Below are 20,453 nucleotides of genomic sequence, written 5' to 3'. Positions count from 1 at the left end.
GCCCGGTGATCCCGGTGCCCCGGGTGCTGGGCAGGCCCGTACCCCTGCCGCTGGTGGCCTGGCTGACGGTGGTCTGGCTGCTGCTCTGGGGAGACCTCAGCGTGGGCAACGTGCTCGGCGGCCTGCTGGCCGGGCTGGTCGTCGTGTGGCTGCTGCCGCTGCCGGTCCAGGATTCCGGCATCCGGCTCCACCCCGTCGGGATCCTGCTGTTCGTCGTCCGCTTCGCCGGGGATCTGGTGGTCTCCAGCTTCCGGGTCGCCTTCTGGGCGCTGCGCCCGGGGGCGCCGCCCCCGGTCCAGATCGTCGAGGTCGGGCTGCGCTCCTCGTCGGAGACGGTGGCCGTGCTGATGACGGTGGCGCTGTCGGCGCTGCCGGGAAGCCTGGTGCTTGAGGCGAACGTCCGGCGGAGGCTGCTGGTGCTCCACGTACTCGGCGTCCCGGGCGACGCACAGGCCGTCACCCGGGTCACCCGCGAGGACGTGACACGGCTGGAGAGCCGCATCGTGGCCGCCTTCGGCACCCGCGCCGACCAGGAGGAGCTGCGATGACGGTGCCGTACGGGGTGGGGTGCGGTGGCGACGCCGTATCGGGCGCCGTGCCGGAAGGAACGGGGGGCAGGGGAATGACGGTGACCTGTGAAGGGACGCGATGGGCGCGACCTCACGCGAGGGGGCGTGATGACGTTGACGGTGGTCTGGGAGGGGGAGGCGCTGTGACAAGGGCATTTGAGGGGGTGTGGGGACTGTGACGGTGGTCTGGGAGGGGGAGGAGCGGTGACGGTGACGTACCTGACCGTGCTGGCGCTGCTCGCCGCCGCTGCGGTGATGACGCTCTACCGCCTGGTCCGCGGCCCTACGATGCTGGACCGGGCCGTCGCTCTGGACGTGCTCACCGCCGTCGTCATGTGCGCGGTCGGGGCGGAGGCGGCGACGTACCGGGAGTACTCGGCGCTGCCCGTGCTGCTGGTGCTGTCCCTGCTGGGGTTCGTCGGCTCGGTCTCGCTGGTGAGGTTCTTCGCGGGACGTGCCCGTTGACCGCGCGGGCCGGGTCGCGTGCGGGCCGTTCCGTACGGCGGCCCCGGTGGGGGGACCGTTCCGGGAGACCGGCCTCGGAGGACCGTCACCCCACGCGTCGCGGTCCCGCGGACCGGGAGCCGCGCGTGAGGCGCGTCCGGTGACCGGGCTGGACGTGGCCGCGGGCGCGTGCCTGCTGCTGGGGGCGGGGCTGGCGTTCGCGGCGGGGGTGGGGCTGGTCCGGTTTCCCGGCACCCTCGCCCGCATGCACGCGGCGACCAAGCCCCAGGTGCTCGGCCTCCACCTCGTCCTGCTCGCCATGTGGCTGCGCCACCCCCGCTGGACGGTCGCGGGGACCCTACTGCTCGTCGCCGTCTACCAGGTGGTGACGGCGGCGGTGGCCGCCTACATGGTGGGAAGGGCGGCGCATCTCGCCGAGTCGCCACGGGACGACGGCACGGCCGTACCGCCCGGTGACGCTCGCGCCTAAGGATCTCCCGGCGTACCGTGTCGGTATGCGTGATGCACGTGCGGAGGACGCGAGGACCGAGGCCAGACGACTGATCCGCGAGCTGCTGGGCGAGGAGCGGCCGGACGTCGCCCTGCTGCTGGGCGAGGCGGAGGCCGCCCTGGGCGCCGACCGCGTCGCGCGTTCCGTCGAGCTCGCGCGCGGCGCCCCCCTCACCCGCAGGTCCACCGAGCTCGCCGCGCTGGCCGGTCTGCTGGTCGGCACCCGCGAGCTCGGGAGGGAGTGGTGGCGGCAGGAGCGCGGTGACAAGCTGCCCGCGCCCGAGGAGGTGCTCCAGACCGCCACGGCGATCGAACCGTGGACCGACCTGACCGTCCTGGAGATGCTCGCCGCCTGGATCGCCGACGACGCGGCCGACGAGACCTGGGGCCGCCCGGCCGCGGTCACCGACCTCAACTCCTGGCAGGCCGAGGACCGGGTCGAGCTGCCCAAGGACGCGCACCCCGGCCAGCGGATCGTGGTCTCCTTCGACGCGGGCGGCCGTCTCGACGCGGTGGTCCTGCGCCGTTCCGACGAGGGGCTCGGCTCCAACCTCGACTTCGACTCCCTGCGCTACTCCCGCCCCGCCGAGGCCCAGTGGAGCTGGGGCGTCGCCGCCGGGCTCGGCCCCCACCGGCTGGACGAGCACCCCGACCCGTACGAGCAACCGGTCGACGCCGAGGCCGCCGCGACCCTGCACGCCTGGGCGTTGCGCCACGGCGCCTCCGCCGAGCAGGCCGGTGAGGCGTGGCGCGTCAAGGGCGACGTCGTCGCCTCCATCGAGCGGATCGACTGGATGTGGCGCAGCGGCGAGTGGTTCGCCTGGTGGCGCGGGGTGTCCGCCCTGATCGACGGCGAGCCCGAGCAACTGGCCGCCCGCCTTGAGGAGATCGCCTCCGTTCCCTGACACGGACCGCCGACACGGACCGCTGACGCGAACCGTGAGCACGGACCTGTGAGCGAGGACCGTGACCGGGGGGCGTAACCAAGGGCCGTGGGGGCGGGCGTCAGTCGAAGGTGTGCGGTGTCAGATAGTCCGGGATCACGACCTTCGTCCCGGGGCTGACCTTGCGCACCGTCGCGACGAATTCGGCGAGGCTCCTCCTCGACTTCTCGTCCGCCTGCGGCGGGTTCGCCAGCGCCACCTCGAAGTTGTCCCAGTGCACCGGTACGACCACGCGGGGCATGTCCAGGGCCCGCAGGAGGCGCGGCACGTAGTCGTACGTGGACGACGAGGAGGTGGTGGGGATCATCGCGACGTCCGGGGCGAGACCGGTGAGGTTGCGCTCGACGAAGTCACTGCCGCCCATGAGGAAAACCGACGGGCCGCCCTTGACCGTCACCTGGAACGCCAGGGTGTCGCCCTCGGGCAGCTCGGAGATGGTCTCCGGCCTGCGTTCCGGCCTGGTCGTCCGGACGCCGGGGAAGAGCATGGAGTAGTCGGCGTTGCGGCTGTGCAGCGACGCCACCACCTCGACGACGTACTCACCGAAGTCCAGGACCTCCCCGCCCTTCACCGGGCTGAGCAGGTTGCTCCTCACGTCGAACGCCAGCGCCAGGTTGCACGTGGTGGCGGTGCCGACCACCCGTGCCCCGGTCGACGTCGCGATGTGCGGGACGTCGTTGAAGTGGTCCCAGTGCGCGTGCGTCACCAGCACCACCTTCGGCGTTCCCGTGTGCTTGCCGACCGCCTCGGCGTCGACCTTGAGCGGGGTCGCGGGATCGAAGGCGCCCGCCGCCAGGCCGGTGTCGAACCGCGTCACGTACGGGTCGACGAGGAACGTCGACGACCCCACGTCCACGCGCCAGCCCGACGTGCCGAGCCAGCGGAACGTCGCGGCGTTCTTCCGCCCGCCCGGCCGCGCCGTCGCCGCCCCGGTGGGGGACGGGGACAGGAGGTCTCCGGCCGCCGGTGTCAGCGCGGCCCCCGCCAGCGCCGCCCCCGCCGTCGCGGTGCGCAGGAAACCTCTTCGATCGAATCGGGACATCTCTCCCCCTTGGTACGGACCCTCGGCAGGCCCTTGCTACGGGCCCTCGGTATGGATCCTCGGTGCGGACGAACGCGCGGCCGTCACCTGGGCTGTCCGGGTGACTACCGCCGGCCGTGTGCGGCCCGCTGAGGACCCAACCACCACCGGACCGCCCACGTCCAAGATCCGTGACCGTCGTCTCCCATAGGCGAACACGTATCAGAGCAGGTGAGGCGGGGTCTCAGTCGGCGTTCGGGGAGGCGGAACTCACCCCGCGAGTGGGGAAGGAGGACTCGTCCGGCCCGTGGCGCGTCGACGGCCGGACCCGTGTGACCTGGTCGGGTTCCAGGGGGAGAGGGGCGGGGCTCACTCGCCCCGCAGCGCGTCGACGGCGGTTCGCGCAGCCTGGCCGATCGCCAGGTCGACGTCGACGCGCCGGGTGGGCAGCTCACCGGTCCGGGCGAAGACCGCCACCGCGTAGCTCTCGCCGGAGGGGTACTCGACGACCCCGGCCTCCATGTGCAGGCCGGGCAGCGTCCCCGTCTTGGCGGCCACCCGCGTCCCCGGCGGGAAGCCCGAGGCGATCCGCGTCCAGAAGATCTGCCGTGTCATGTAGTCGCGGACGGCCGCGCACGCCTCCGGTGGCCCGGCCTCGTCCCGCCAGACCAGCCCGAGCATCCGGGTCATGTCGCGTGCCGTGCTGGAGGTCGTGTGATCGGGATCGAGGACCCGCAGCGCCCGTACCCGCTCGGGGGGCAGCGCCGGGAAGATCCGCGCGAACTCGGCGTCGTCGCGCGCCCCCACGTCCGCGAGCATCGACTCCAGCACCTGCCTGGGCCCGCCGATCACGCGCGTGCGCGCCAGTCCCAGCTCCGCCGCGAGCATCCGCACGGTGTCCAGGCCGACCCTCCGCATCAGCAGGTCGGCGGCGGTGTTGTCGCTGACCTGCATGGCGAAGTGGGCGAGATCGCGCAGCGACATCTCCACGTCGTCCGCGCATCCGGCGGTCCCCCATCCGCCGAGCCTGTCCCGCGCCGTCACGAGAACGCGCTCGGCCGGGTCGAGCTGTCCGGCCGCCGCCTGGCGGGCGAACTCCAGGACCAGGAGCACCTTGAAGATCGAGGCGATCACGACCTGCTCGTCGGCGCGTACGGCGATCTCGCGGCCTCCGGTGACGTCCAGCGCGTGCAGGCGCCCCTCCACCCCGGCGGCCGTGAAGATTTTCGCTATCCGTTCCTCTGCCGACATGCCCGCAACGCTATCCAGGCCCATCACCCGACCGCGAAGCGCCACAGGTCCACAGGTCGCCGGGGCCGTGGGTCCCCGGGGCCGTGGGTCCTCGGGGCTGTGGGGCTTTGGGGCTGCGAGGCCGTGACGCGCCGCAGGCCCGCCGCCCGATCGCGACCCGCCGTGGATCCGTGGGTCCGCAGGTCCCCGAGTCCACAGGTCCCCGAATCCGCAGGGCCGCGAGTCCACGGGGCCGCGAGTCCACGGGGCCGCGAGTCCCCGAGTCCGCAGGGCCGCAGGGCCGCAGGTCTGTAGGGCCTTGGCGTGCCGCGTGGCCGTGGGCGATCGCTTATCGTGACGCCGTGGACCTTTCCCGGCATCTGCGGCATTTCATCGTCGTCGCCGAAGAGCTGCACTTCGGCCGCGCCGCTGAAGTACTGGGCATCGCGCAGCCGCCGCTCAGCCAGTCGATCCAGCGGCTGGAACGTGAGCTCGGTGCCGAGCTGTTCGACCGCTCGCGCCGGCAGGTCGAGCTCACGATGGCGGGCAGGCTCCTCGTCGGGGAGGCCAGGCGGTTCCTCGCCGGTGAGGAGCGCCTGCGGGCGACGATGCGCCAGGCCGGTGACGGTGAGCTGGGGACGCTCCGGGTCGGGGTGCCCCCGGAGATCCCGGCCGTGACGCTGCACGCCCTGCTGCGGCACGTCGCCGAGGAGACCCCGGGGCTGCGGCTGGAGCTCCACGAGCTGACCACCCCGGAACAGCTGCGCCGCCTGACCTCCGCCCAGCTCGACGCGGGCCTCGTGCACCACCCCGTCGACGTTCCCGGTCTGCGGTCCGGGCCCGTCGTGGAGATCCCGCTGGGCGTGGTGCTGCCACGCACCTCCCCCCTGGTACTGGCCCGGCCGGACTCGGTCCCGGCAGGGCCGGAGCCGGGGACGCGGTCAGGGACGGAGTCGCGGCGGCCGGGGTCGCGGCCCTGGGAGATCGCGCTGGCCGACCTCGCCGGGCACGACCTCGTCGTCTTCCCCCGCGAGACCTCCCCGGCCTGGTACGACCGCGTGCTCGACGTCTGCCGCGCGGGGGGATTCTCGCCCGTACGCCTTCAGCACGCCCGCAACCCGGAGTTCCTGCTCGGGCTCGTGCTGGCGGGGCACGGGGTGGCGTTCGAGCAGGAGGCGGTGGCCCGCAGGGAGCCTCGGCTGGTCTGGCGCCCGCTGGCCGGAACTCCTCTGCGGCGAGGGATCTGCGTCGCCTGGCCGGAGCGGCCGGCCCACCCGGCCGCCGCCGGGTTCGCCGCCCTGGCGGCCGGGATCCTCGCCCAGGACGTCACAGCCGGGACGCCGGGGACAACACCCTTGGCATCCCCGGCGCCCACGCCCCGCCCCTGGTCCGTCGTCTACACCCCGTAGATCCCCGCTCCGAGCCGATGCCTCGGTCCCCAAGCCAACCTGGGCCCCCTCGGCCTCCCCGGCCTTTACCTGGCCGAGGGAGAACCCGTACCGCAAAGAATGCTCTACCAGGACAAGGCGCTGGCTCTATCGACCTTCAACACACACGGGTGTAAACACAGATGAATCAACATATATATGGCGATAAATCAACACCGTATTCGTGTCGGGGATGTGGCAGAAGATTTTGTGCCACGTGCGGGTCATCGAACGGGTGAACGCGGGCGCCGACGACGGGTTTCCGGTTAATACCGGAACCGTTCGCCGTGAACCGGCCGCGCCGCGTCAAGCCGTACAGCCGAGCCATACAGCCCTACACAGGACCGCACGTGTGCGCGTGCGCGCGTAGGACCGGCAGCGGAGGCGAGACGGGTCCCTCGCGTTCGGAAGGGGAGCCGGTCTCGTCGGCGACGGGCCGGAGGCGAACCGGTGAGGTTGATCGCCCGCTCGGGGGTTCCGTGAGGTCCCCTCCGCAGCCAATCAAGATCGGAGTAGGACCGTGTGTCAGCACATGCCCGCCTGTCCGTCCGCGGACGCCCTCGACCACGAGGCGGCCCGTCTCGTGGTCTCTCATCCCGAACAGGGATGGGGGCTGCTCTGCAACGGTGTGGTGGTCTTCGACGACACTGGAGAACTCCTGCCCGACGGGCGTTGCGTTCCCGCCCACCGCGCTCCCTGGGGGAGGGCGGCATGAGAACGTTCGCCCTCGCCCTCTGCGCGGTCGCCGTTTCGCTCCCCCGCCCCCACGCCAGGAAGGCGTCCTGGCAGCTCGTGCCCAGTGCGGCCTCGGTGCCCAGGGCCCGGCGGCTGGTCTGCGGGCAGCTGGCCGAGTGGGGGATCGACGAGCAGGGCGAGACCGCCCGGCTGCTCGTCAGCGAGCTCGTCACCAACGCGCTGCGCCACGCGTGGGGACCGATCCGGCTCGCCGTCTCCTGCGGGGAGGAAACGCTGCGCTGCGAGGTGAACGACGCCAATCCCGTCCTGCCCCGCGTACGCGACATCGACGAGGACGAGGAGGGAGGGCGCGGGATGTACCTGCTCGACGTGCTTTCCGACCGCTGGGGCAGTGAACGCACGCTCCTGGGGAAGGTCAGCTGGTTCGAGCTGTCCGTCCCCGCGCGTCTCGACGGCACCGCGGCCTGAGAGGGGCGACCTCCCCGCGACCCGGCCCACCGGCCACGACAGGAACGCCTCTCCTCGACGAGGGGCGGAGAGGATACGGGGGACGTAGACGCCATGGATCACCTGCGCCGCCCGGACGGCGGCACACCACGAGAATCGGCGGGCCAGGCCCGTACACGCATACGACAGGAGTCCCGGAGGACGCGCCGGATACGAATCCGCAGGCGTGCGCGACGTCCCGCCCGGGACGTGCCGGACCTGCGGAGCCCGTCCGGTAGGCCACTGCCGTATTGATCCGGGATCGGCCCCGGATCCGGAAGGCAGCCTCCGTACCGACCTCGGGCGCCCGGCGACGCACGTCGCTCCCGGCGGTCGGGCGGCTCGCGCCGGGGTGTCACGTGCTCATGCCCCCGGACGGTGGGACGAGCGCGTGGAATCAGGTGGAATCAGCGGGTCCCCGTGCCGGTTGCAGCGTGGTGTGAAGGTTGAAATCTACTCAGACGTTGTCTGTCCGTGGTGCTACATCGGCCACACCCGCTTCGCCCGCGCCGTGGAGCGCTACCGGGCCAAGGGCGGTGAGGTGGAGGTCGAGTTCAGGCCGTTCCAGCTCGCGCCGGACGCGAAGTCCAACGGCGAGCTCACGCTCACCTGGGCCGCGGAGAAGTTCGGCGGGGCCGAGCAGGCCGCCCAGATGTTCGGGAGGGTGACCGGGGTCGCCGCCGAGGACGGGCTGGTGCTGGACTTCGATCACTCGATCCAGGCCAACACCTTCGACGCGCACCGCCTCATCCGGCTCGCCGGGGAGCAGGGCAAGGGGGAGGAGGCGCTCTACGCCCTCTTCCGCGCCCACTTCACCGACGGCCTCGACGTCGGCTCCCGCGAGGTCCTCGCCGGACTGGCACGCGAGCTCGGCGTACGGGCCGATCTGGACGGGGAGGACGGCACGGCGGCGGTGAAGGAGGAGCTGGCCCAGGCCCGCGCCATCGGTGTCAGCTCGGTGCCGCTCTTCCTCTTCGAGGGCCAGTTCGCCGTCTCCGGCGCCCAGCCCGAGGACACCCTGCTCGCCGCCCTCGAAGAGGTCGCCGAGCGCACCGGCCAGTCGCCCGCGGCCAGGGCCGTCAAGGCCGCCGCGAACGGCGGCGACGCCTGCGACGACGAGGGCCACTGCGCGGTCTGAACACCGCCCGGACATCAGCCGGACATCACCCGGGCGGGGACGTCCCCCGCCCGGCCGTTCCTCCGCCCGCCTGTTCCCTCAACCGGCCGTTCCCTCGCTCGGCCGTTTCCCCAACAAGCCGTTCCCTCAGCCAGCCGTCCCCCGCGAGCTGTTTCCCCGCACGGCTGTTTCCCCGCACGGCTGTTTCCCCGCACGGCTGTTTCCCCGCGCGGTCGTTTCCCGCGCCCGCGAGGGGTCAGCCGGGCAGGCCGAGTTCGCCGGAGCGGTGGTGGCGACGGCACAGCACCTGGTAGCGGATCGGGTCTGCGCCCGTGTCGCCGATGACGACCTGCTCGCCGGTACGGACCATCCTGCCGCCGACCACCCGGGCGTTCAGGCGCCCGGGGCGCCCGCACCAGCACAGGACCTCGACCTGCAGGCGGCTGATCTCGTCGGCCAGCTCGAACAGCCGCTGGGCGGCGGGGAACATCTGCGAGCGGAAGTCCGAGGCCAGGCCGAAGGCGTAGACGTCGACGCCGAAGTCGTCGGTGAGGTCGGCGAGCTGCTCGATCTGGGCGACCGTGTAGAAGCACGCCTCGTCGCAGATGACGTAGTCGATGGGCTCGTGCGCGCGGACCAGGGCCACCAGGTCGAGGTCGTCGACGACCTCGACGGCCTCGCTGCCCAGGCCGATCCGGCTGGTGACCTGCGGGGTGCCCGAGCGGTCGTGCTTGGTGAGCACCAGACCGCGCCTGCCCTGGCGGCCGTGGTTGTAGTTCATCTGCAGGGCCAGCGTGGACTTGCCGCAGTCCATCGGGCCGAAGTAGAAGCGCAGCACTCCGTCCCGGGAACCGGCGGGAACGGCGGAGAGAGCAGACAATTCGGTCACGGGGGGCCAGCCTAGTACTCCGGACGTGTTCCGCGATCTCCACCCCGGGTGATCGTCCCGTCGCGCTCACCTGCCGCCGGGCCGTACGAGAGCGGCCCGTCCGAGCCCGTCAGGTCCGCCGGTGAGGACCGGAAAGAACCATCGACGACCCATGTAAACCGGGACGAGGGGGCCGCGCCCGATGAAGGGCGAGCACGGCCCCCTCGGCCGAGAACCGGCCGAGAACCGGCCGAGAACCGGCCGAGAACCGGCCGAGAACCGGTCGACCGGCCAGCCGACCGGTCAGCCGACGAGCCGGCCTGTGAGTCAGCCGATGAACCGGCCGACGAGCCGGCCGAAGAGTTGGCTCAGAGCTCGCCGCTCTCGATCGCCGCCTTGAGGCCCGCCTGCGTCGCCTGGTGGGAGGAGACGCCGTTCGTCACGGTGAAGTCGATGAGCAGGATGCTCGCCTCGAAGGTGAGATGCTCGGTGACCCGCGTCCGCCCGTCGCCCAGGTCCTCGAAGACGATCTTTTGGTGCGTCACGACGTTCGGCAGCGTCCAGGAGTCGGTCTCGTAGTAGAGCTCGTCGCGGTGGATGCGCTGCTGCGCGTGCGTGTTGGAGGTGACGGGCAGCCCGGCGACCGGGATGTCCTCCACGGCCGTGAAGTCGACGTAGCGCGTCCCGGCCTCGGTCCGGTCCGCGTGGGTGACGACCCGCTTCAGGAACGAGTGCATGCCGAGGTGGTTGTTGATGTTCGAGTAGGCGTCGAACACGTGCTCCACCGGTGCGTTGATCTCGATGGAGATGTCGCGCTTGACCTGGCTCCGTCCCGTTATCGGGAGGGGAGCGGTCAGGCACTCGTAGAACCGGTAGGTGTCCCACGCGAGCTGCCACTGGGCGGCGAGCACGGGGTCGGTGTCGGCGCGGGCGGGCGTCGAGAACACGGTAAGGAGGAGGGCGGCGGCGGACAGTGGCGCCACGAGAAGCCGGAGGAGCTTTGTCACTGATACCTCGTGAAAAACGAATGAGAGTAGTGATTGTCTTCTATCTCATCTGAGTCCGGTTTTACCCGGCCGATCACGGATCGTGATCTTCATGTTTCGCGGACGACTCGCCCTCGCGTGCCCGCTCGAAAGATAACGATCTACAACTGGTGGTGAGCCGTGGGACGGATGAGGACCTCTGGGCGTGAGATGCCCTGGTAGAAGGGGTGGTCTCCAATTGACAAGCCGCGACACGTCATGACATGGCCTGACTTGGCTTGCTGGTGAAAACCGTGGGAGATTCCTTTTGGTCCATCGAAAAGTGGGAGAACCTGTGACGACCACCAACAACTCCGCTCCACCCCTCGGCAAGACCCCGGCCATCGTGACCCCCGGCGCCTCCGGTCCCTCCGGTTCCTCCGGCACGGAGGCCACGGAGATGCCCACGGCGCTCGCGGCGATGATGACCGAGGACGAGGCCGTCGCCGCCCAGGCCGAGGCGGCTCGCTGGCGGTACGGGTTCTACGTCGTCGTCATGGGGCTCGTGGTCATCCTGATCGGCTTCGTGGTGATCGCGCTGCGCGAGGGCGACACGGCCGCGCCGTTCGCCGGGCTCGTCGGGGTCTCGGGCGCGGTCATCGGCGCCTACTTCGGCGTGCAGGTCGGCCAGTCCGGCAAAGACCGGGTCGAGGCCGAACTGCGCCGCACGAACGAGATGGCGATCCGCCTCGCCGCCAAGATCCACGCGCACGACGCCGACGCGGTGATCAACACCACCATGGGCCCCCGCCGCCGCTGAGGTCCGTTCCCGCCGCCTCCAGGTTCCCGCCGCCTCCCGGTCCTCCCGCCGCCTCCCGGTTCCCCGGTCCTCCCGGTCGGTGACCCGGGGCGGCGGGATCGTTCCCGGCGAGGTCCTTTCCGGCGAGGTCGTTTCCCGGCCGTTTCCCGCCAACACTGCCCAAGGACCGGGCACAGCTTCGGCAGGGTCCGCCGATTTGCGGACTCGCCGGGACTGGGTAGACACGGGGGCATGCGCAGCGTCCGTATCGGGGTCGACACCGGAGGCACGTTCACCGACGTGGTCACGGTGGACGAGCAGACCGGTGAGATCACCACGACCAAGACTCCCTCCACCCCCGCCAACCCGGCCGACGGGTTCATGGAGGGGGTGCGGAAGGTCCTGCGCAAGGCGGCCAGGGCGGAGGACACGGGCAACGCGGGCGGCGCGGACGACGTGGGCATGGAGGTCGTGTCGGCCGTCGTGCACGGCACCACGGTCGCCACGAACCAGCTCCTCGAGGACCGCATCGCCGACCTGGGCTTCGTCACCACCGAGGGCTTCGAGTTCATCCTGGAGATCGCCCGCCAGAGCGTGCCGGACGGCTACGGCAACTCCTACTTCTGGGTGAAACCGCCCCGCATCGTCCCGGTGCACCGGGTCAGGACCGTCGGCGGGCGCCTGGACCACACCGGGGCCGAGGTACGGCCGTTCGACGAGGAACAGGCCGTCGCGGCGGCCCGGTGGTTCCGCGAGCGCGGCATCACCGCGATCGGCGTGTGCTTCCTGCACTCGTACGCCAACCCCGCCCACGAGCTGCGCATGCGGGAGGTCCTCGAACGGGAGCACCCGGACGCCGTCGTCTCGATCTCGTGCGACGTGCTGCGCGAGTACCGCGAGTACGAGCGGTCGGTCACCACCCTGGTCGACGCCGCGGTCAAGCCGACCATGCGCCGCTACATCGCCAACCTGGCCGAACGCCTGGAGGCCGCGAGCCACGCCCAGGACGCGGCCGGACGGACGTACCGGAGGGCCGTCGCGGGCACGGAGCACCCGGAACATACGGAGCGCACGGATCACCCAGATCACCCTGATCACCCTGATCACCCGGAGCGCACGGAGCCGTCCGCGCCGGGCGGTACAACGGACGGCACACCGGACGTCGCGCGGGCGGGACGGGGGAGCGGCATGCCGTTCTCCGTGATGAAGAGCAACGGCGGCGTGCTGTCCGCGGCCGAGGTCGTGCACCAGCCGATCACCACCGTGCTCTCGGGACCGGCCGCGGGCGCGCTCGGCGCCGCGCTGATCGCCGCCACCGCCGGGCACCCCTCGGTGATCACCCTGGACGGCGGCGGCACCTCGACCGACGTCGCGGTGGTCGTCGACGGGGAGCCGTCCCTGACCACCGAGGGCAGCATCGGCCGCTACCCCTGCAAGATCCCGATGATCGACATCGTGACCGTCGGCGCGGGCGGCGGCTCCGTCGCGTGGATCTCCCCCGAGGGCACGCCGAAGGTCGGGCCCAGATCGGCCGGGGCCGACCCCGGCCCGCTCTGCTACGGCCGGGGCGGCACCGAGGTCACCGTCACCGACGCGCACGTCTTCCTCGGCCGGGTCCCACCGCACCTGCTCGGCGGGGAGATCCCGCTCGACGCCGACGCCGCCCGCGAGGGGATCGAGGCGCTCGCGGGCAAGATCGGGCTGTCCCCGGAACGGACCGCGGCGGGCATCCTGGAGATCAGCGCGTTCAACCAGTCGAACGCCATCCGCCAGATCACCGTCAAACGCGGCCTGGACGTGCGGGACTTCCCCATGGTCGCCTTCGGCGGCTCGGGGCCGCTGCTGGTCTGCCGGTTGATCGACATCCTCGGCCTGCCGTCGGTGATCGTCCCGCCCGACCCGGGCAACGTCTCGGCCTTCGGGCTGCTCACCGTGGACGTCAAGAACGACTACGTGCGCACCTTCGTCACCCGCGACCTCTCCCCGGAGACCGCCGGGGAGATCTTCGGCGACCTGGAGGGACAGGCCGCCGCGGCCCTGGACCGCGAGGGCTTCGCCACCGGCGCGCACGTCTACGCGCGCAGCGCCGACCTGCGCTACTACGGCCAGGCCTACGAGGTCAGGGTGCCCGCGCCGTCCGGCCCGCCGGACGAGGCCTGGCGGGCCGAGGTGCTGGAGCGCTTCCACACCGAGCACCACAAGCTCTACGGGTACGGCTACCGCGACGACCCCCGGCACGGCGTCGAGTGGGTCAACCTCCGCGTCTCCGGCATCGGCCCGATCACCCGCCCCGTCATCGGCCGCAGGCCCCACGGCGACCCGCGCCCCGAGCCGGTCGCCTCCCGCGAGGTCTTCTACGACGAGTGGGGCGCCACCCCCGTCCACCGCCGCCCCGACCTGACCGCCGGGGCGACGATCACCGGCCCGGCGGTCATCGAGGAGTACGGCTCCACGCTGCCGCTCCACCCCGGCTTCACCGCGACCATGGACGAGTTCGGAAACCTGGAGGTACGCCGTGCGTGACGCGCAGCGACCGGCGAGCGACGGGCGGGCCCGGACCGGCTCGCGGAGTGAGCGAGAAGCGGTGAGCGGTGAGTGGCCGATGAGCGCGCGACGAGCCCGGCGCGACGAGCCGAGTGGACGAGAAGCGGTGAGCGGCCGATGAGCACGGAGCGAGCCCGGCGCGACGAGCGACCGGCGGCCACAGACGGGCGACCGGCGGCGACGGATGAGCGGCCGGTGACCATGGACGGGCGACCGGCGGCCACGGACGGGCGGCCGGTGACCATGGACGGGCGGCCGGTGGGCGGGGCCGACCCTGTGCTGGTGGAGATCGTCGAGGGGACGCTCGCGTCGGTGGAGATGGAGGTGGAGACGGCCATCGCCCGTACCGCCCGCTCGCCCATGATCCGCGACGCGCACGACTTCCGCGCCGGAATCCACGACGTACGGCTGCGCAAACTGACCGGCAGGTCCTACTCGGCGCTGGTCCAGCCGATCGTGAGGGACTTCCCGGTCGGCGAGATGCGGCCCGGCGACGTGTTCTTCCACAACGACGTCTACCTGTCCGAGGGTGGCATCGGGCACCTGCCCGACCTGTGCGTGACGGTCCCGGTCTTCCACGACGGGCAGGTCGTCGCCTTCGTGCAGGCGTTCGGGCACCACGACGACATCGGCGGGGCCGTGCCGGGTTCCATGCCGAGCAACGCGCGCAGCGTGTTCGAGGAGGGACTGATGGTCCCGCCGATCAAGCTGTGGGACGAGGGCGTGCCCAACCGGGCGGCACTCACGATCATGACGCGCAACTCCCGGATGCCCGACTCCCTCGCCGGGGACCTGGACGCCGAGTGCTCGGCCTGCCTGATGGGCGCGCGGCGGCTGGGCGAGCTGTTCGACCGGTACGGGCGCGAGGCGGTCGAGGCGTGCTTCGACGCGATCATCTCCAACACCACCGAGACGTTCCGCAGGGAACTGCTGGCCAAGATCCCCGAGGGCACGCACGTGTGGGAGGACTACGCCGAGCACGACGGCGTCGACGAGCCCCGCCTGCACACGCAGCGGATGACCCTCACCGTCGACCACTCGGCCGCCTCTCCGCTGGTCATCGACTTCACCGGCACCTCCCCGCAGGCGAAGGGCCCGATCAACCACGCGGGCGACTACGCCGACGGGGTGTTCCTGAAGAAGTGGCTGGCGCCGATCCTGCGCAACCTGGCCGACACCCCCGAACGGATGGCCGAGCTCGACGTCAACGAGGGCGTCGTCCCCCTCATCGAGATGCGGTTCCCCGGGAAGGGCACCCTGCTCACCCCGATCTTCCCCGCCCCCACCAACGCCCGTACGTTCGTGATCCTGCGCCTGCTGGGCGTGCTGGCTGGGGTACTGGCCAAGGCGACCGGCGGCCGGATGCCCGCCGACCAGGAGACCATCCGCTACACCGGCGTCTACGGCGACGGCCTCGACGGCACCCCGTACCTGATGAGGGAGGTCCTCGGCGGAGGCTCCGGCGGCCGGTGGTACGCCGACGGGGAGGACACCATCCACGTGGTGCCCGACTCGCGCAACATCCCGGTCGAGTTCGCCGAGTCCCGCTGGCCGTTCCGGGTCGAGCGGCTCGGCCTGGCCCGCGACTCCGGCGGCCCCGGCCTCTACCGGGGCGGGCTCGGCTACGACAAGCACCTGCGGATGCTCCGCGACGCCTCGTTCATGTCCATCGCCGACCGCTCGATCCTGTCGTGCTGGGGCGTGAACGGCGGCCGGGCCGGACGGCCCTTCGTCGTGGAGATCGAGGGCAGGGAGATGGAGGGCCTGGTGGACGACTCGCCGGTCCGGGCCGGTGAGATCATCCGGGTGCGCACCACGGGCGGGGGCGGCTGGGGCTCCCCGCTGGACCGCGATCCCGCCCTGGTGGCCGCCGACGTCCGCGACGGCAAGGTCTCCGCCGACGGCGCCCGCGACGACTACGGGGTCATCCTGTCCGGCGACCCCGGCGACCCCGGCGACCCCAGCGACCCCGGCGATCTCCAGGTGGACGCCGAGGCCACCGAGGCTCGCCGAGCCGGTCTCCGCGCCCTCCTCCCGGCGGATCCGGCCGCAACCCCCTTCTTCGACCGGGGGCCGGGCTTCCCCAGCCTGTCGGGGGGCCTGCCCTACGCGGAGGTGGACCTCATCTGACGCTCCTGGAGCGGCCCGGGCCGAGATCCTCGCGCGCGGGCCGTCGAGTTTCGCCGTGATGGACCCAGAGGGCCGGTCCGCGGGATCCTCGCGTGCGCGGACTGTCGAGTCTCGCCGTGACGGACCCGAAGGGCCTCTCTGCGAGATCCTCGCGTGCGCGGACCGTCGAGTCTCGCCGTGACGGACTCGGAGAGCCTCTCCGCGAGATGCCCGCGTGCGCGGGCCGCCGGATCAGGGCGGCCCGGCCGCGCCTGAAGCGCCCCTCCCCGGGCCCGTGTGGTCTCCCGGGCCCGTGGTGCCTCCCGGGCCCGTGTGGTCTCCCGGGCCCGTGGTGCCTCCCGGACCCGTGGGGTCTTCCTGGCCCATGGGGAAGACGCGGCCGAGGTGGTAGTCGACGACGCGCCGGACCTCGGCCATCGTGCGCCGTCCGTGGAGGACGTCCATGCCCAGCCCGGTGATCCCGGCCACCAGGAGGTCGGCCTCGTGGCACGGGTCGAGCCCCGGCGCGGCCGTCCCGTCGCGCCGGGCCCGCTCGATGACACCGGCGACCAGCTGTTCGAGGGGCTGGGCGTCGTGCAGGAAGACCGAGGCCAGCGCGGGATCGGTGAGGCTGCGGGCGTAGTAGGCGGCGAGCACCCGGAGGGCCGTCCGGCGCTGGTCGTCCAGCGGCAGGAACTCGCCCAGGATCGCCCGCAGCAGGGCCCGGGAGTCCGAGGGGTCGACCGAGGCCATCCGCACCCGGGCGTGCCGCTCGTTGTCCTCGTACAGCAGCTGGAGCGCGGAGACGAGGAGCCGGTGCTTGCCGTCGAAGTGGTACTGGACCACGCGCGGCGAGACCCCGGCCTCGGCGGCGACCTCCCGGATGCTCGCCGCGTCCAGCCCGCGCCCGGCGGCGACGCGCCAGAGCGCCTCGCTGATCTCCCGGCGCCTGGACGACCGCGTGCCCGGCTCGGGGGCCGCGGGCGCGGGAGGCGGGTTCTTCCGCCGCCGGTACGCCCTGGCCTGGCAACCACGCGAGCAGTACGCCGGGGGCCGCCCCCGCGTCACCGAGGGCAGCGGGGCACGGCAGACCTGGCACGCCGCCTTGTTTTCGTCACGCACGCTCACAGGATATTCCCAATAATCTGTGACGGAAGTCGAGGATTCTCCAGATCATAGGCCCTTTATTTCATGATCGTTTGATACGTTCGTATCATTCTTGAGATCACACGAAGGAGGTACGCGATGAACGAGGCCTGGTACCGGCTCGGAATGCTGCTGGTGCTCGCCGCGGGTGTCTGGGAGGGGCCGCTGGCGATCGTCTTCCGCGTGTTCACCGACAAGGCGCCCAACGTCCTGACTGCGGCCAACTACCTGCCCGCCCCCTGGTGCTATGTCGCGGCGGTGGGCGCGACGATCGTGGCCTTCGCCGTGATCGTGCTCCTGGATGCCGCGCACAAGCGGGCGACGGCGCGCGAGGGGCGGTCGAGCGGGTGATCGTCACAGACTCCCGGTGTCCGGACCGGGGTGGGCTCGTATGTTGGTCCGGACAGGTGCTAGCCTGAACGTAGTTGCGGTTGTGGTACCCATGAAACTTTGTGTGCACCTGACGGATAACCCTTCAGGTGCATTTTGTTTTCCCGGTCATCTCCGGATGGGCTCATCGCGGCGACGCGAGATCCACGTGGTGTGGATCTCGGCTCTGCCCCCTATCGAAGGAGAATGATCATGGCGACTGGAACCGTTAAGTGGTTCAACGCTGAAAAGGGCTTCGGCTTCATCGAGCAGGACGGCGGCGGCGCCGACGTCTTCGCCCACTACTCCAACATCGCCGCCCAGGGCTACCGTGAGCTGCAGGAGGGCCAGAAGGTCTCCTTCGACGTCACGCAGGGCCAGAAGGGCCCGCAGGCGGAGAACATCGTTCCCGCCTAGTAGCAGGCGCATCACGGGCCGGGGCCCGCACCTCTCTGAGGTGCGGGCCCCGGCTCGTTTCGCGTCCCCGTCCGCCCGCCGGGACCCGTTCCGTACGCCGGGACCCAGGGGGTGCCGGGGGAGGGGGACCCCGCTGGAACGGCTCCCCGAGGCCACCGAGGCACCGCCCGAGCCGCGAAAGCCGCAGAGCGCGTCTTCTACGCCGCCCGAGCCGTGAAAAGCCGCCGAGCGTCTCCTGCCGACGGACCGTCGACCGGCATCCGGCACGCGGACAGGATCGACCAGATCCGGAACGTGAACAGGGTCGATCAGATTCCGAACGCGGACAGGGGGGCCGTGCAGAGGGTCTGCTCGGCGCCGTACTCCTCGAACGTGCCGATGGGGCGGAAGCCAAGCCGGGCGGCGAGTCTCAGAGATCGTTCGTTCGCGGTCTGGGTCACGAGCAGGACCGGCTGGTCGGGGAGTTCGGAGGCCGCGGCGCGCAACGCGGCCGTCGCGGCCTCGAACGCGAACCCCGAGCCCCACGCGCCACGCCGCAGCACGTAGCCCAGTTCCAGCTCCCCGCCCTCCTCGGTGACATGCCCGGGGGCGTCGGCCGACCGGCGGGTGAGCGTCAGGTTCCCGATGAACCGGTTCGTCGTGTTGTCCGCGATGACGTAACCACCGGGCCTGGAGGTCGCGGCGGCGATCGCCGCGTCGAAGCGCCGCTCGACGTCACCGCGGGCCTGGGGACCACCGATGTACGCCTGGACCTCGGGGTCGGTATGGAGCTCGACGAACCCTTCCCGGTCGGCGTCGAGCAACGCGATGCGAAGCAGGAGTCGTTCCGAACGGATTTCCGTGGCGGACAGCGTGCGCGATCGGCTCATAAGCCCGTGATCATAGAAGACTAGGCTCGTGATCATAGAAGACGGGCCCCTGTCCTGGCCGCCGGTATCCGGGTCTTCCCCGCCCACCGCGAGGTGAGCTCGCGGTGGGACGGCGACGTTCGAGGATGATCGGATCGAGGGTCGGCGACCTGCCGGGCGCCGCATCGGATCGAGGGTCGGCGGCCCGCCCGGCACCGCGTCAGATCGAGGGGTTGGCGGCCTGCCGGGCGCCGCGCGGGAGGCGGGCGGGCCGGTCACGGGGCGGACCGGTCACGGGGGCGCCGCTTCTGGCCGCGGTCCGGGCGGGGGACTCGCCTTCAGCCCCGCCTTCAACCCCGCTTCAGCGCCGCGTTGAGCCGCGCGGCCTGCCGCGTGAGGTGGTCGCGTTCGGGGAGGCTGGACGCCGACCGGGCGGCTTCGGCGTAGAGCCGCGCCGCGGCCACCGGGTCACCGTCACGCTCGCGCAGGTACGCCGCGGCGGCGGTGTGGCGGGGCAGGGCGGGGTCGAGCTCCGCCAGGGCGGCCAGTCCGGCCCGCGGGCCGTCGGCCTCGCCGACCGCGACGGCCCGGTTGAGGCGGGCCACCGGGCTGCCGGTGAGGCGCACCAGTTCGTCGTACCACTCGACGATCTGCACCCAGTCGGTCTCCTCGGTCGTACGGGCGTCGGCGTGCAGCGCGGCGACGGCGGCCTGGGCCTGGAACTCGCCCAGGCGGTCGCGGGCGAGGGCCGCCTGGAGCACGTCGACGCCCTCGGCGATCAGGCGGGTGTCCCATAGGCCGCGGTCCTGCTCGGCGAGGGGCACGAGCCTGCCGCCGGGTCCGGTCCGCGCCGGGCGCCGGGCGTGGTGCAGCAGCATGAGCGCGAGCAGGCCCGCGACCTCCTCGTGGTCGATCCCGGCCGCCAGCTGGCGGGTGAGCCGGATCGCCTCGGCGGCGAGGTCGACGTCGCCGGAGTAGCCCTCGTTGAAGACCAGGTAGAGCACGCGCAGCACGGTGGCGACGTCCCCGGGCCGGTCGAACCGGACGCCGGAGACGGCCCGCTTGGCCCTGCTGATCCGCTGGGCCATGGTCGCCTCCGGCACGAGGTAGGCCCGCGCGATCTGCCGCGTGGTCAGGCCGCCGACCGCGCGCAGCGTGAGCGCGACGGCCGAGGCCGGTGTCAGGGACGGGTGCGCGCACAGGAAGTACAGCCGGAGCGTGTCGTCCACCGCCTCGCCCGGTTCGGGCACGGGCTCGGTCTCGACGCGTACCTCGCGGTGCCGCCGGGAGGTGTCGGCGCGGGCGGCGTCGAGGAACTTACGCCAGGCCACGGTGACCAGCCAGCCCTTGGGGTCGCGCGGCGGGTCGTCCGGCCACACGCGCACGGCCTCGACCAGGGCGTCCTGCGCGGCGTCCTCGGCCGCCGCGAAGTCTGCTCCGCGGCGGACGAGGACACCGATCACCGCGGGCACCAGCTCCCGCAGCAACGGCTCGTTCACTCGGTGGCCGTGGGCTGCTCGGCGTAGAACGGGCGCAGCTCAAGCCACTCGTGGATCGGCTTGCCGCCCGCGCCCGGAGCCGCGGACAGCTCGCCGGCCAGTTCGAGGGCCCGCTCGTAGGTCTCGACGTCGATCACCATCCAGCCGGCGATCAGGTCCTTGGTCTCCGCGAACGGGCCGTCGGTGACCGGCGGCCGTCCCTCGCCGTCGTAGCGGACGAACGTGCCCTCCGGGGAGAGCGCCTGGCCGTCGACGAACTCGCCGGTGCCCTCGAGCCGGGTGGCGAAGTCACGCATGTACTGCACGTGGGCCGAGACCTCCTCCGGCTCCCACTGGTCCATCGGCACGTCGTTGACCGCCGCCGGCGCGCCGCGGTAGTGCTTGAGCAGCAGGTACTTGGCCATCGTGTTTCTCCTTGGTGCGATACGGCCATTGTGGCCGTGTT

The 20,453-nt window shown here is 71.9% G+C and carries 21 protein-coding genes; 13 read left to right on the top strand and 8 right to left on the bottom strand.

Annotated features, from left to right (window positions below; genetic code table 11):
- Nucleotides 1–5: 5 nt before the first annotated feature.
- The 4 genes from ABT053_RS19280 to ABT053_RS19265 all read left to right on the top strand — a co-directional run bounded on the left by ABT053_RS19280 (nt 6) and on the right by ABT053_RS19265 (nt 2,428).
- The gene (locus ABT053_RS19280; protein WP_350970448.1) at nt 6–548 is read left to right on the top strand and encodes a Na+/H+ antiporter subunit E; all 543 of its coding nucleotides are present in this window, start codon (nt 6–8) and stop codon (nt 546–548) included.
- A gap of 231 nt (nt 549–779) precedes the next feature.
- A complete protein-coding gene (locus tag ABT053_RS19275) occupies nt 780–1,034 on the top strand; it encodes an MrpF/PhaF family protein (protein WP_350970447.1) in 255 nt (84 codons plus the stop codon).
- Nucleotides 1,035–1,173: 139 nt separating this feature from the next.
- Entirely contained in the window at nt 1,174–1,503 is a 330-nt protein-coding gene (gene mnhG / locus ABT053_RS19270) for a monovalent cation/H(+) antiporter subunit G (RefSeq protein WP_350970446.1), read from the top strand.
- 25 nt (nt 1,504–1,528) lie between these two features.
- Complete coding sequence (locus tag ABT053_RS19265) at nt 1,529–2,428, top strand: hypothetical protein (RefSeq protein WP_350970445.1); 900 nt, start codon at nt 1,529–1,531, stop codon at nt 2,426–2,428.
- 100 nt (nt 2,429–2,528) lie between these two features.
- Here the strand turns inward: ABT053_RS19265 and ABT053_RS19260 are convergent, their stop codons facing one another.
- Entirely contained in the window at nt 2,529–3,509 is a 981-nt protein-coding gene (locus tag ABT053_RS19260) for an MBL fold metallo-hydrolase (RefSeq protein WP_350970444.1), read from the bottom strand.
- Nucleotides 3,510–3,857: 348 nt separating this feature from the next.
- On the bottom strand, nt 3,858–4,739 hold the full coding sequence (locus ABT053_RS19255) for a serine hydrolase (protein WP_350970443.1): 882 nt from the start codon (nt 4,737–4,739) through the stop codon (nt 3,858–3,860).
- A gap of 341 nt (nt 4,740–5,080) precedes the next feature.
- Here ABT053_RS19255 and ABT053_RS19250 point away from each other — a divergent pair, with 341 nt between their 5' ends.
- The 4 genes from ABT053_RS19250 to ABT053_RS19235 all read left to right on the top strand — a co-directional run bounded on the left by ABT053_RS19250 (nt 5,081) and on the right by ABT053_RS19235 (nt 8,465).
- On the top strand, nt 5,081–6,127 hold the full coding sequence (locus ABT053_RS19250) for a LysR family transcriptional regulator (RefSeq protein ID WP_350970442.1): 1,047 nt from the start codon (nt 5,081–5,083) through the stop codon (nt 6,125–6,127).
- Between the two features lie 538 nt (nt 6,128–6,665).
- A complete protein-coding gene (locus tag ABT053_RS19245) occupies nt 6,666–6,860 on the top strand; it encodes a DUF5999 family protein (protein WP_350970441.1) in 195 nt (64 codons plus the stop codon).
- Nucleotides 6,857–7,309: an ATP-binding protein gene (locus ABT053_RS19240; RefSeq protein WP_350970440.1), complete on the top strand. Its 453-nt coding sequence runs from the start codon at nt 6,857–6,859 to the stop codon at nt 7,307–7,309. Before ABT053_RS19245 ends, ABT053_RS19240 begins: the two co-directional genes overlap by 4 nt.
- Nucleotides 7,310–7,766: 457 nt before the next feature.
- Nucleotides 7,767–8,465 (top strand): DsbA family oxidoreductase, encoded by a 699-nt coding sequence (locus tag ABT053_RS19235; protein WP_350970439.1) that lies wholly within the window; start codon nt 7,767–7,769, stop codon nt 8,463–8,465.
- Between the two features lie 235 nt (nt 8,466–8,700).
- On the opposite strand, the gene ABT053_RS19230 is transcribed toward ABT053_RS19235, so the two are convergent.
- Nucleotides 8,701–9,333: a thymidine kinase gene (locus tag ABT053_RS19230; RefSeq protein WP_350970438.1), complete on the bottom strand. Its 633-nt coding sequence runs from the start codon at nt 9,331–9,333 to the stop codon at nt 8,701–8,703.
- Nucleotides 9,334–9,680: 347 nt separating this feature from the next.
- Nucleotides 9,681–10,319, bottom strand: coding sequence for an SRPBCC family protein (locus tag ABT053_RS19225; protein ID WP_350970437.1), 639 nt, complete (start codon nt 10,317–10,319; stop codon nt 9,681–9,683).
- A gap of 313 nt (nt 10,320–10,632) precedes the next feature.
- Here ABT053_RS19225 and ABT053_RS19220 point away from each other — a divergent pair, with 313 nt between their 5' ends.
- The 3 genes from ABT053_RS19220 to ABT053_RS19210 all read left to right on the top strand — a co-directional run bounded on the left by ABT053_RS19220 (nt 10,633) and on the right by ABT053_RS19210 (nt 15,750).
- The gene (locus ABT053_RS19220; RefSeq protein ID WP_350970436.1) at nt 10,633–11,097 is read left to right on the top strand and encodes a hypothetical protein; all 465 of its coding nucleotides are present in this window, start codon (nt 10,633–10,635) and stop codon (nt 11,095–11,097) included.
- A gap of 231 nt (nt 11,098–11,328) precedes the next feature.
- Entirely contained in the window at nt 11,329–13,599 is a 2,271-nt protein-coding gene (locus ABT053_RS19215; protein WP_350970435.1) for a hydantoinase/oxoprolinase family protein, read from the top strand.
- A gap of 138 nt (nt 13,600–13,737) precedes the next feature.
- Nucleotides 13,738–15,750 (top strand): hydantoinase B/oxoprolinase family protein, encoded by a 2,013-nt coding sequence (locus ABT053_RS19210; protein WP_350970434.1) that lies wholly within the window; start codon nt 13,738–13,740, stop codon nt 15,748–15,750.
- A gap of 231 nt (nt 15,751–15,981) precedes the next feature.
- Here the strand turns inward: ABT053_RS19210 and ABT053_RS19205 are convergent, their stop codons facing one another.
- The gene (locus tag ABT053_RS19205) at nt 15,982–16,851 is read right to left on the bottom strand and encodes a TetR/AcrR family transcriptional regulator (protein WP_350970433.1); all 870 of its coding nucleotides are present in this window, start codon (nt 16,849–16,851) and stop codon (nt 15,982–15,984) included.
- Nucleotides 16,852–16,974: 123 nt separating this feature from the next.
- Between ABT053_RS19205 and ABT053_RS19200 the strand changes: the two genes are divergently transcribed.
- Nucleotides 16,975–17,226, top strand: a complete 252-nt coding sequence (locus tag ABT053_RS19200; RefSeq protein WP_350970432.1) for a hypothetical protein — start codon at nt 16,975–16,977, stop codon at nt 17,224–17,226.
- A gap of 231 nt (nt 17,227–17,457) precedes the next feature.
- Nucleotides 17,458–17,661: a cold-shock protein gene (locus tag ABT053_RS19195; RefSeq protein WP_049562746.1), complete on the top strand. Its 204-nt coding sequence runs from the start codon at nt 17,458–17,460 to the stop codon at nt 17,659–17,661.
- Between the two features lie 308 nt (nt 17,662–17,969).
- Here ABT053_RS19195 and ABT053_RS19190 read toward each other — a convergent pair whose 3' ends face one another.
- From ABT053_RS19190 to ABT053_RS19180, 3 genes are all read right to left on the bottom strand, one after another.
- Nucleotides 17,970–18,530, bottom strand: coding sequence for a GNAT family N-acetyltransferase (locus ABT053_RS19190; RefSeq protein WP_350970431.1), 561 nt, complete (start codon nt 18,528–18,530; stop codon nt 17,970–17,972).
- Nucleotides 18,531–18,859: 329 nt separating this feature from the next.
- Entirely contained in the window at nt 18,860–20,008 is a 1,149-nt protein-coding gene (locus ABT053_RS19185) for an RNA polymerase sigma factor (protein WP_350970430.1), read from the bottom strand.
- A complete protein-coding gene (locus ABT053_RS19180; RefSeq protein WP_350970429.1) occupies nt 20,005–20,412 on the bottom strand; it encodes a YciI family protein in 408 nt (135 codons plus the stop codon). Before ABT053_RS19180 ends, ABT053_RS19185 begins: the two co-directional genes overlap by 4 nt.
- Nucleotides 20,413–20,453: the final 41 nt, after the last annotated feature.

The sequence above is a fragment of the Streptosporangium sp. NPDC002524 genome, assembly GCF_040295985.1.
GTDB lineage: Bacteria > Actinomycetota > Actinomycetes > Streptosporangiales > Streptosporangiaceae > Streptosporangium.
This window is presented reverse-complemented; position numbering and strand designations above follow the sequence as displayed.

Coding starts and splice junctions, on each gene's coding strand:
- ABT053_RS19265 (WP_350970445.1), top strand. CDS start 1,529: ATGCGTGATGCACGTGCGGAGGACGCGAGGACCGAGGCCAGACGACTG.
- ABT053_RS19260 (WP_350970444.1), bottom strand. CDS start 3,509: ATGTCCCGATTCGATCGAAGAGGTTTCCTGCGCACCGCGACGGCGGGG.
- ABT053_RS19255 (WP_350970443.1), bottom strand. CDS start 4,739: ATGTCGGCAGAGGAACGGATAGCGAAAATCTTCACGGCCGCCGGGGTG.
- ABT053_RS19240 (WP_350970440.1), top strand. CDS start 6,857: ATGAGAACGTTCGCCCTCGCCCTCTGCGCGGTCGCCGTTTCGCTCCCC.
- ABT053_RS19215 (WP_350970435.1), top strand. CDS start 11,329: ATGCGCAGCGTCCGTATCGGGGTCGACACCGGAGGCACGTTCACCGAC.
- ABT053_RS19210 (WP_350970434.1), top strand. CDS start 13,738: ATGAGCACGGAGCGAGCCCGGCGCGACGAGCGACCGGCGGCCACAGAC.
- ABT053_RS19200 (WP_350970432.1), top strand. CDS start 16,975: ATGAACGAGGCCTGGTACCGGCTCGGAATGCTGCTGGTGCTCGCCGCG.
- ABT053_RS19195 (WP_049562746.1), top strand. CDS start 17,458: ATGGCGACTGGAACCGTTAAGTGGTTCAACGCTGAAAAGGGCTTCGGC.
- ABT053_RS19190 (WP_350970431.1), bottom strand. CDS start 18,530: ATGAGCCGATCGCGCACGCTGTCCGCCACGGAAATCCGTTCGGAACGA.
- ABT053_RS19180 (WP_350970429.1), bottom strand. CDS start 20,412: ATGGCCAAGTACCTGCTGCTCAAGCACTACCGCGGCGCGCCGGCGGCG.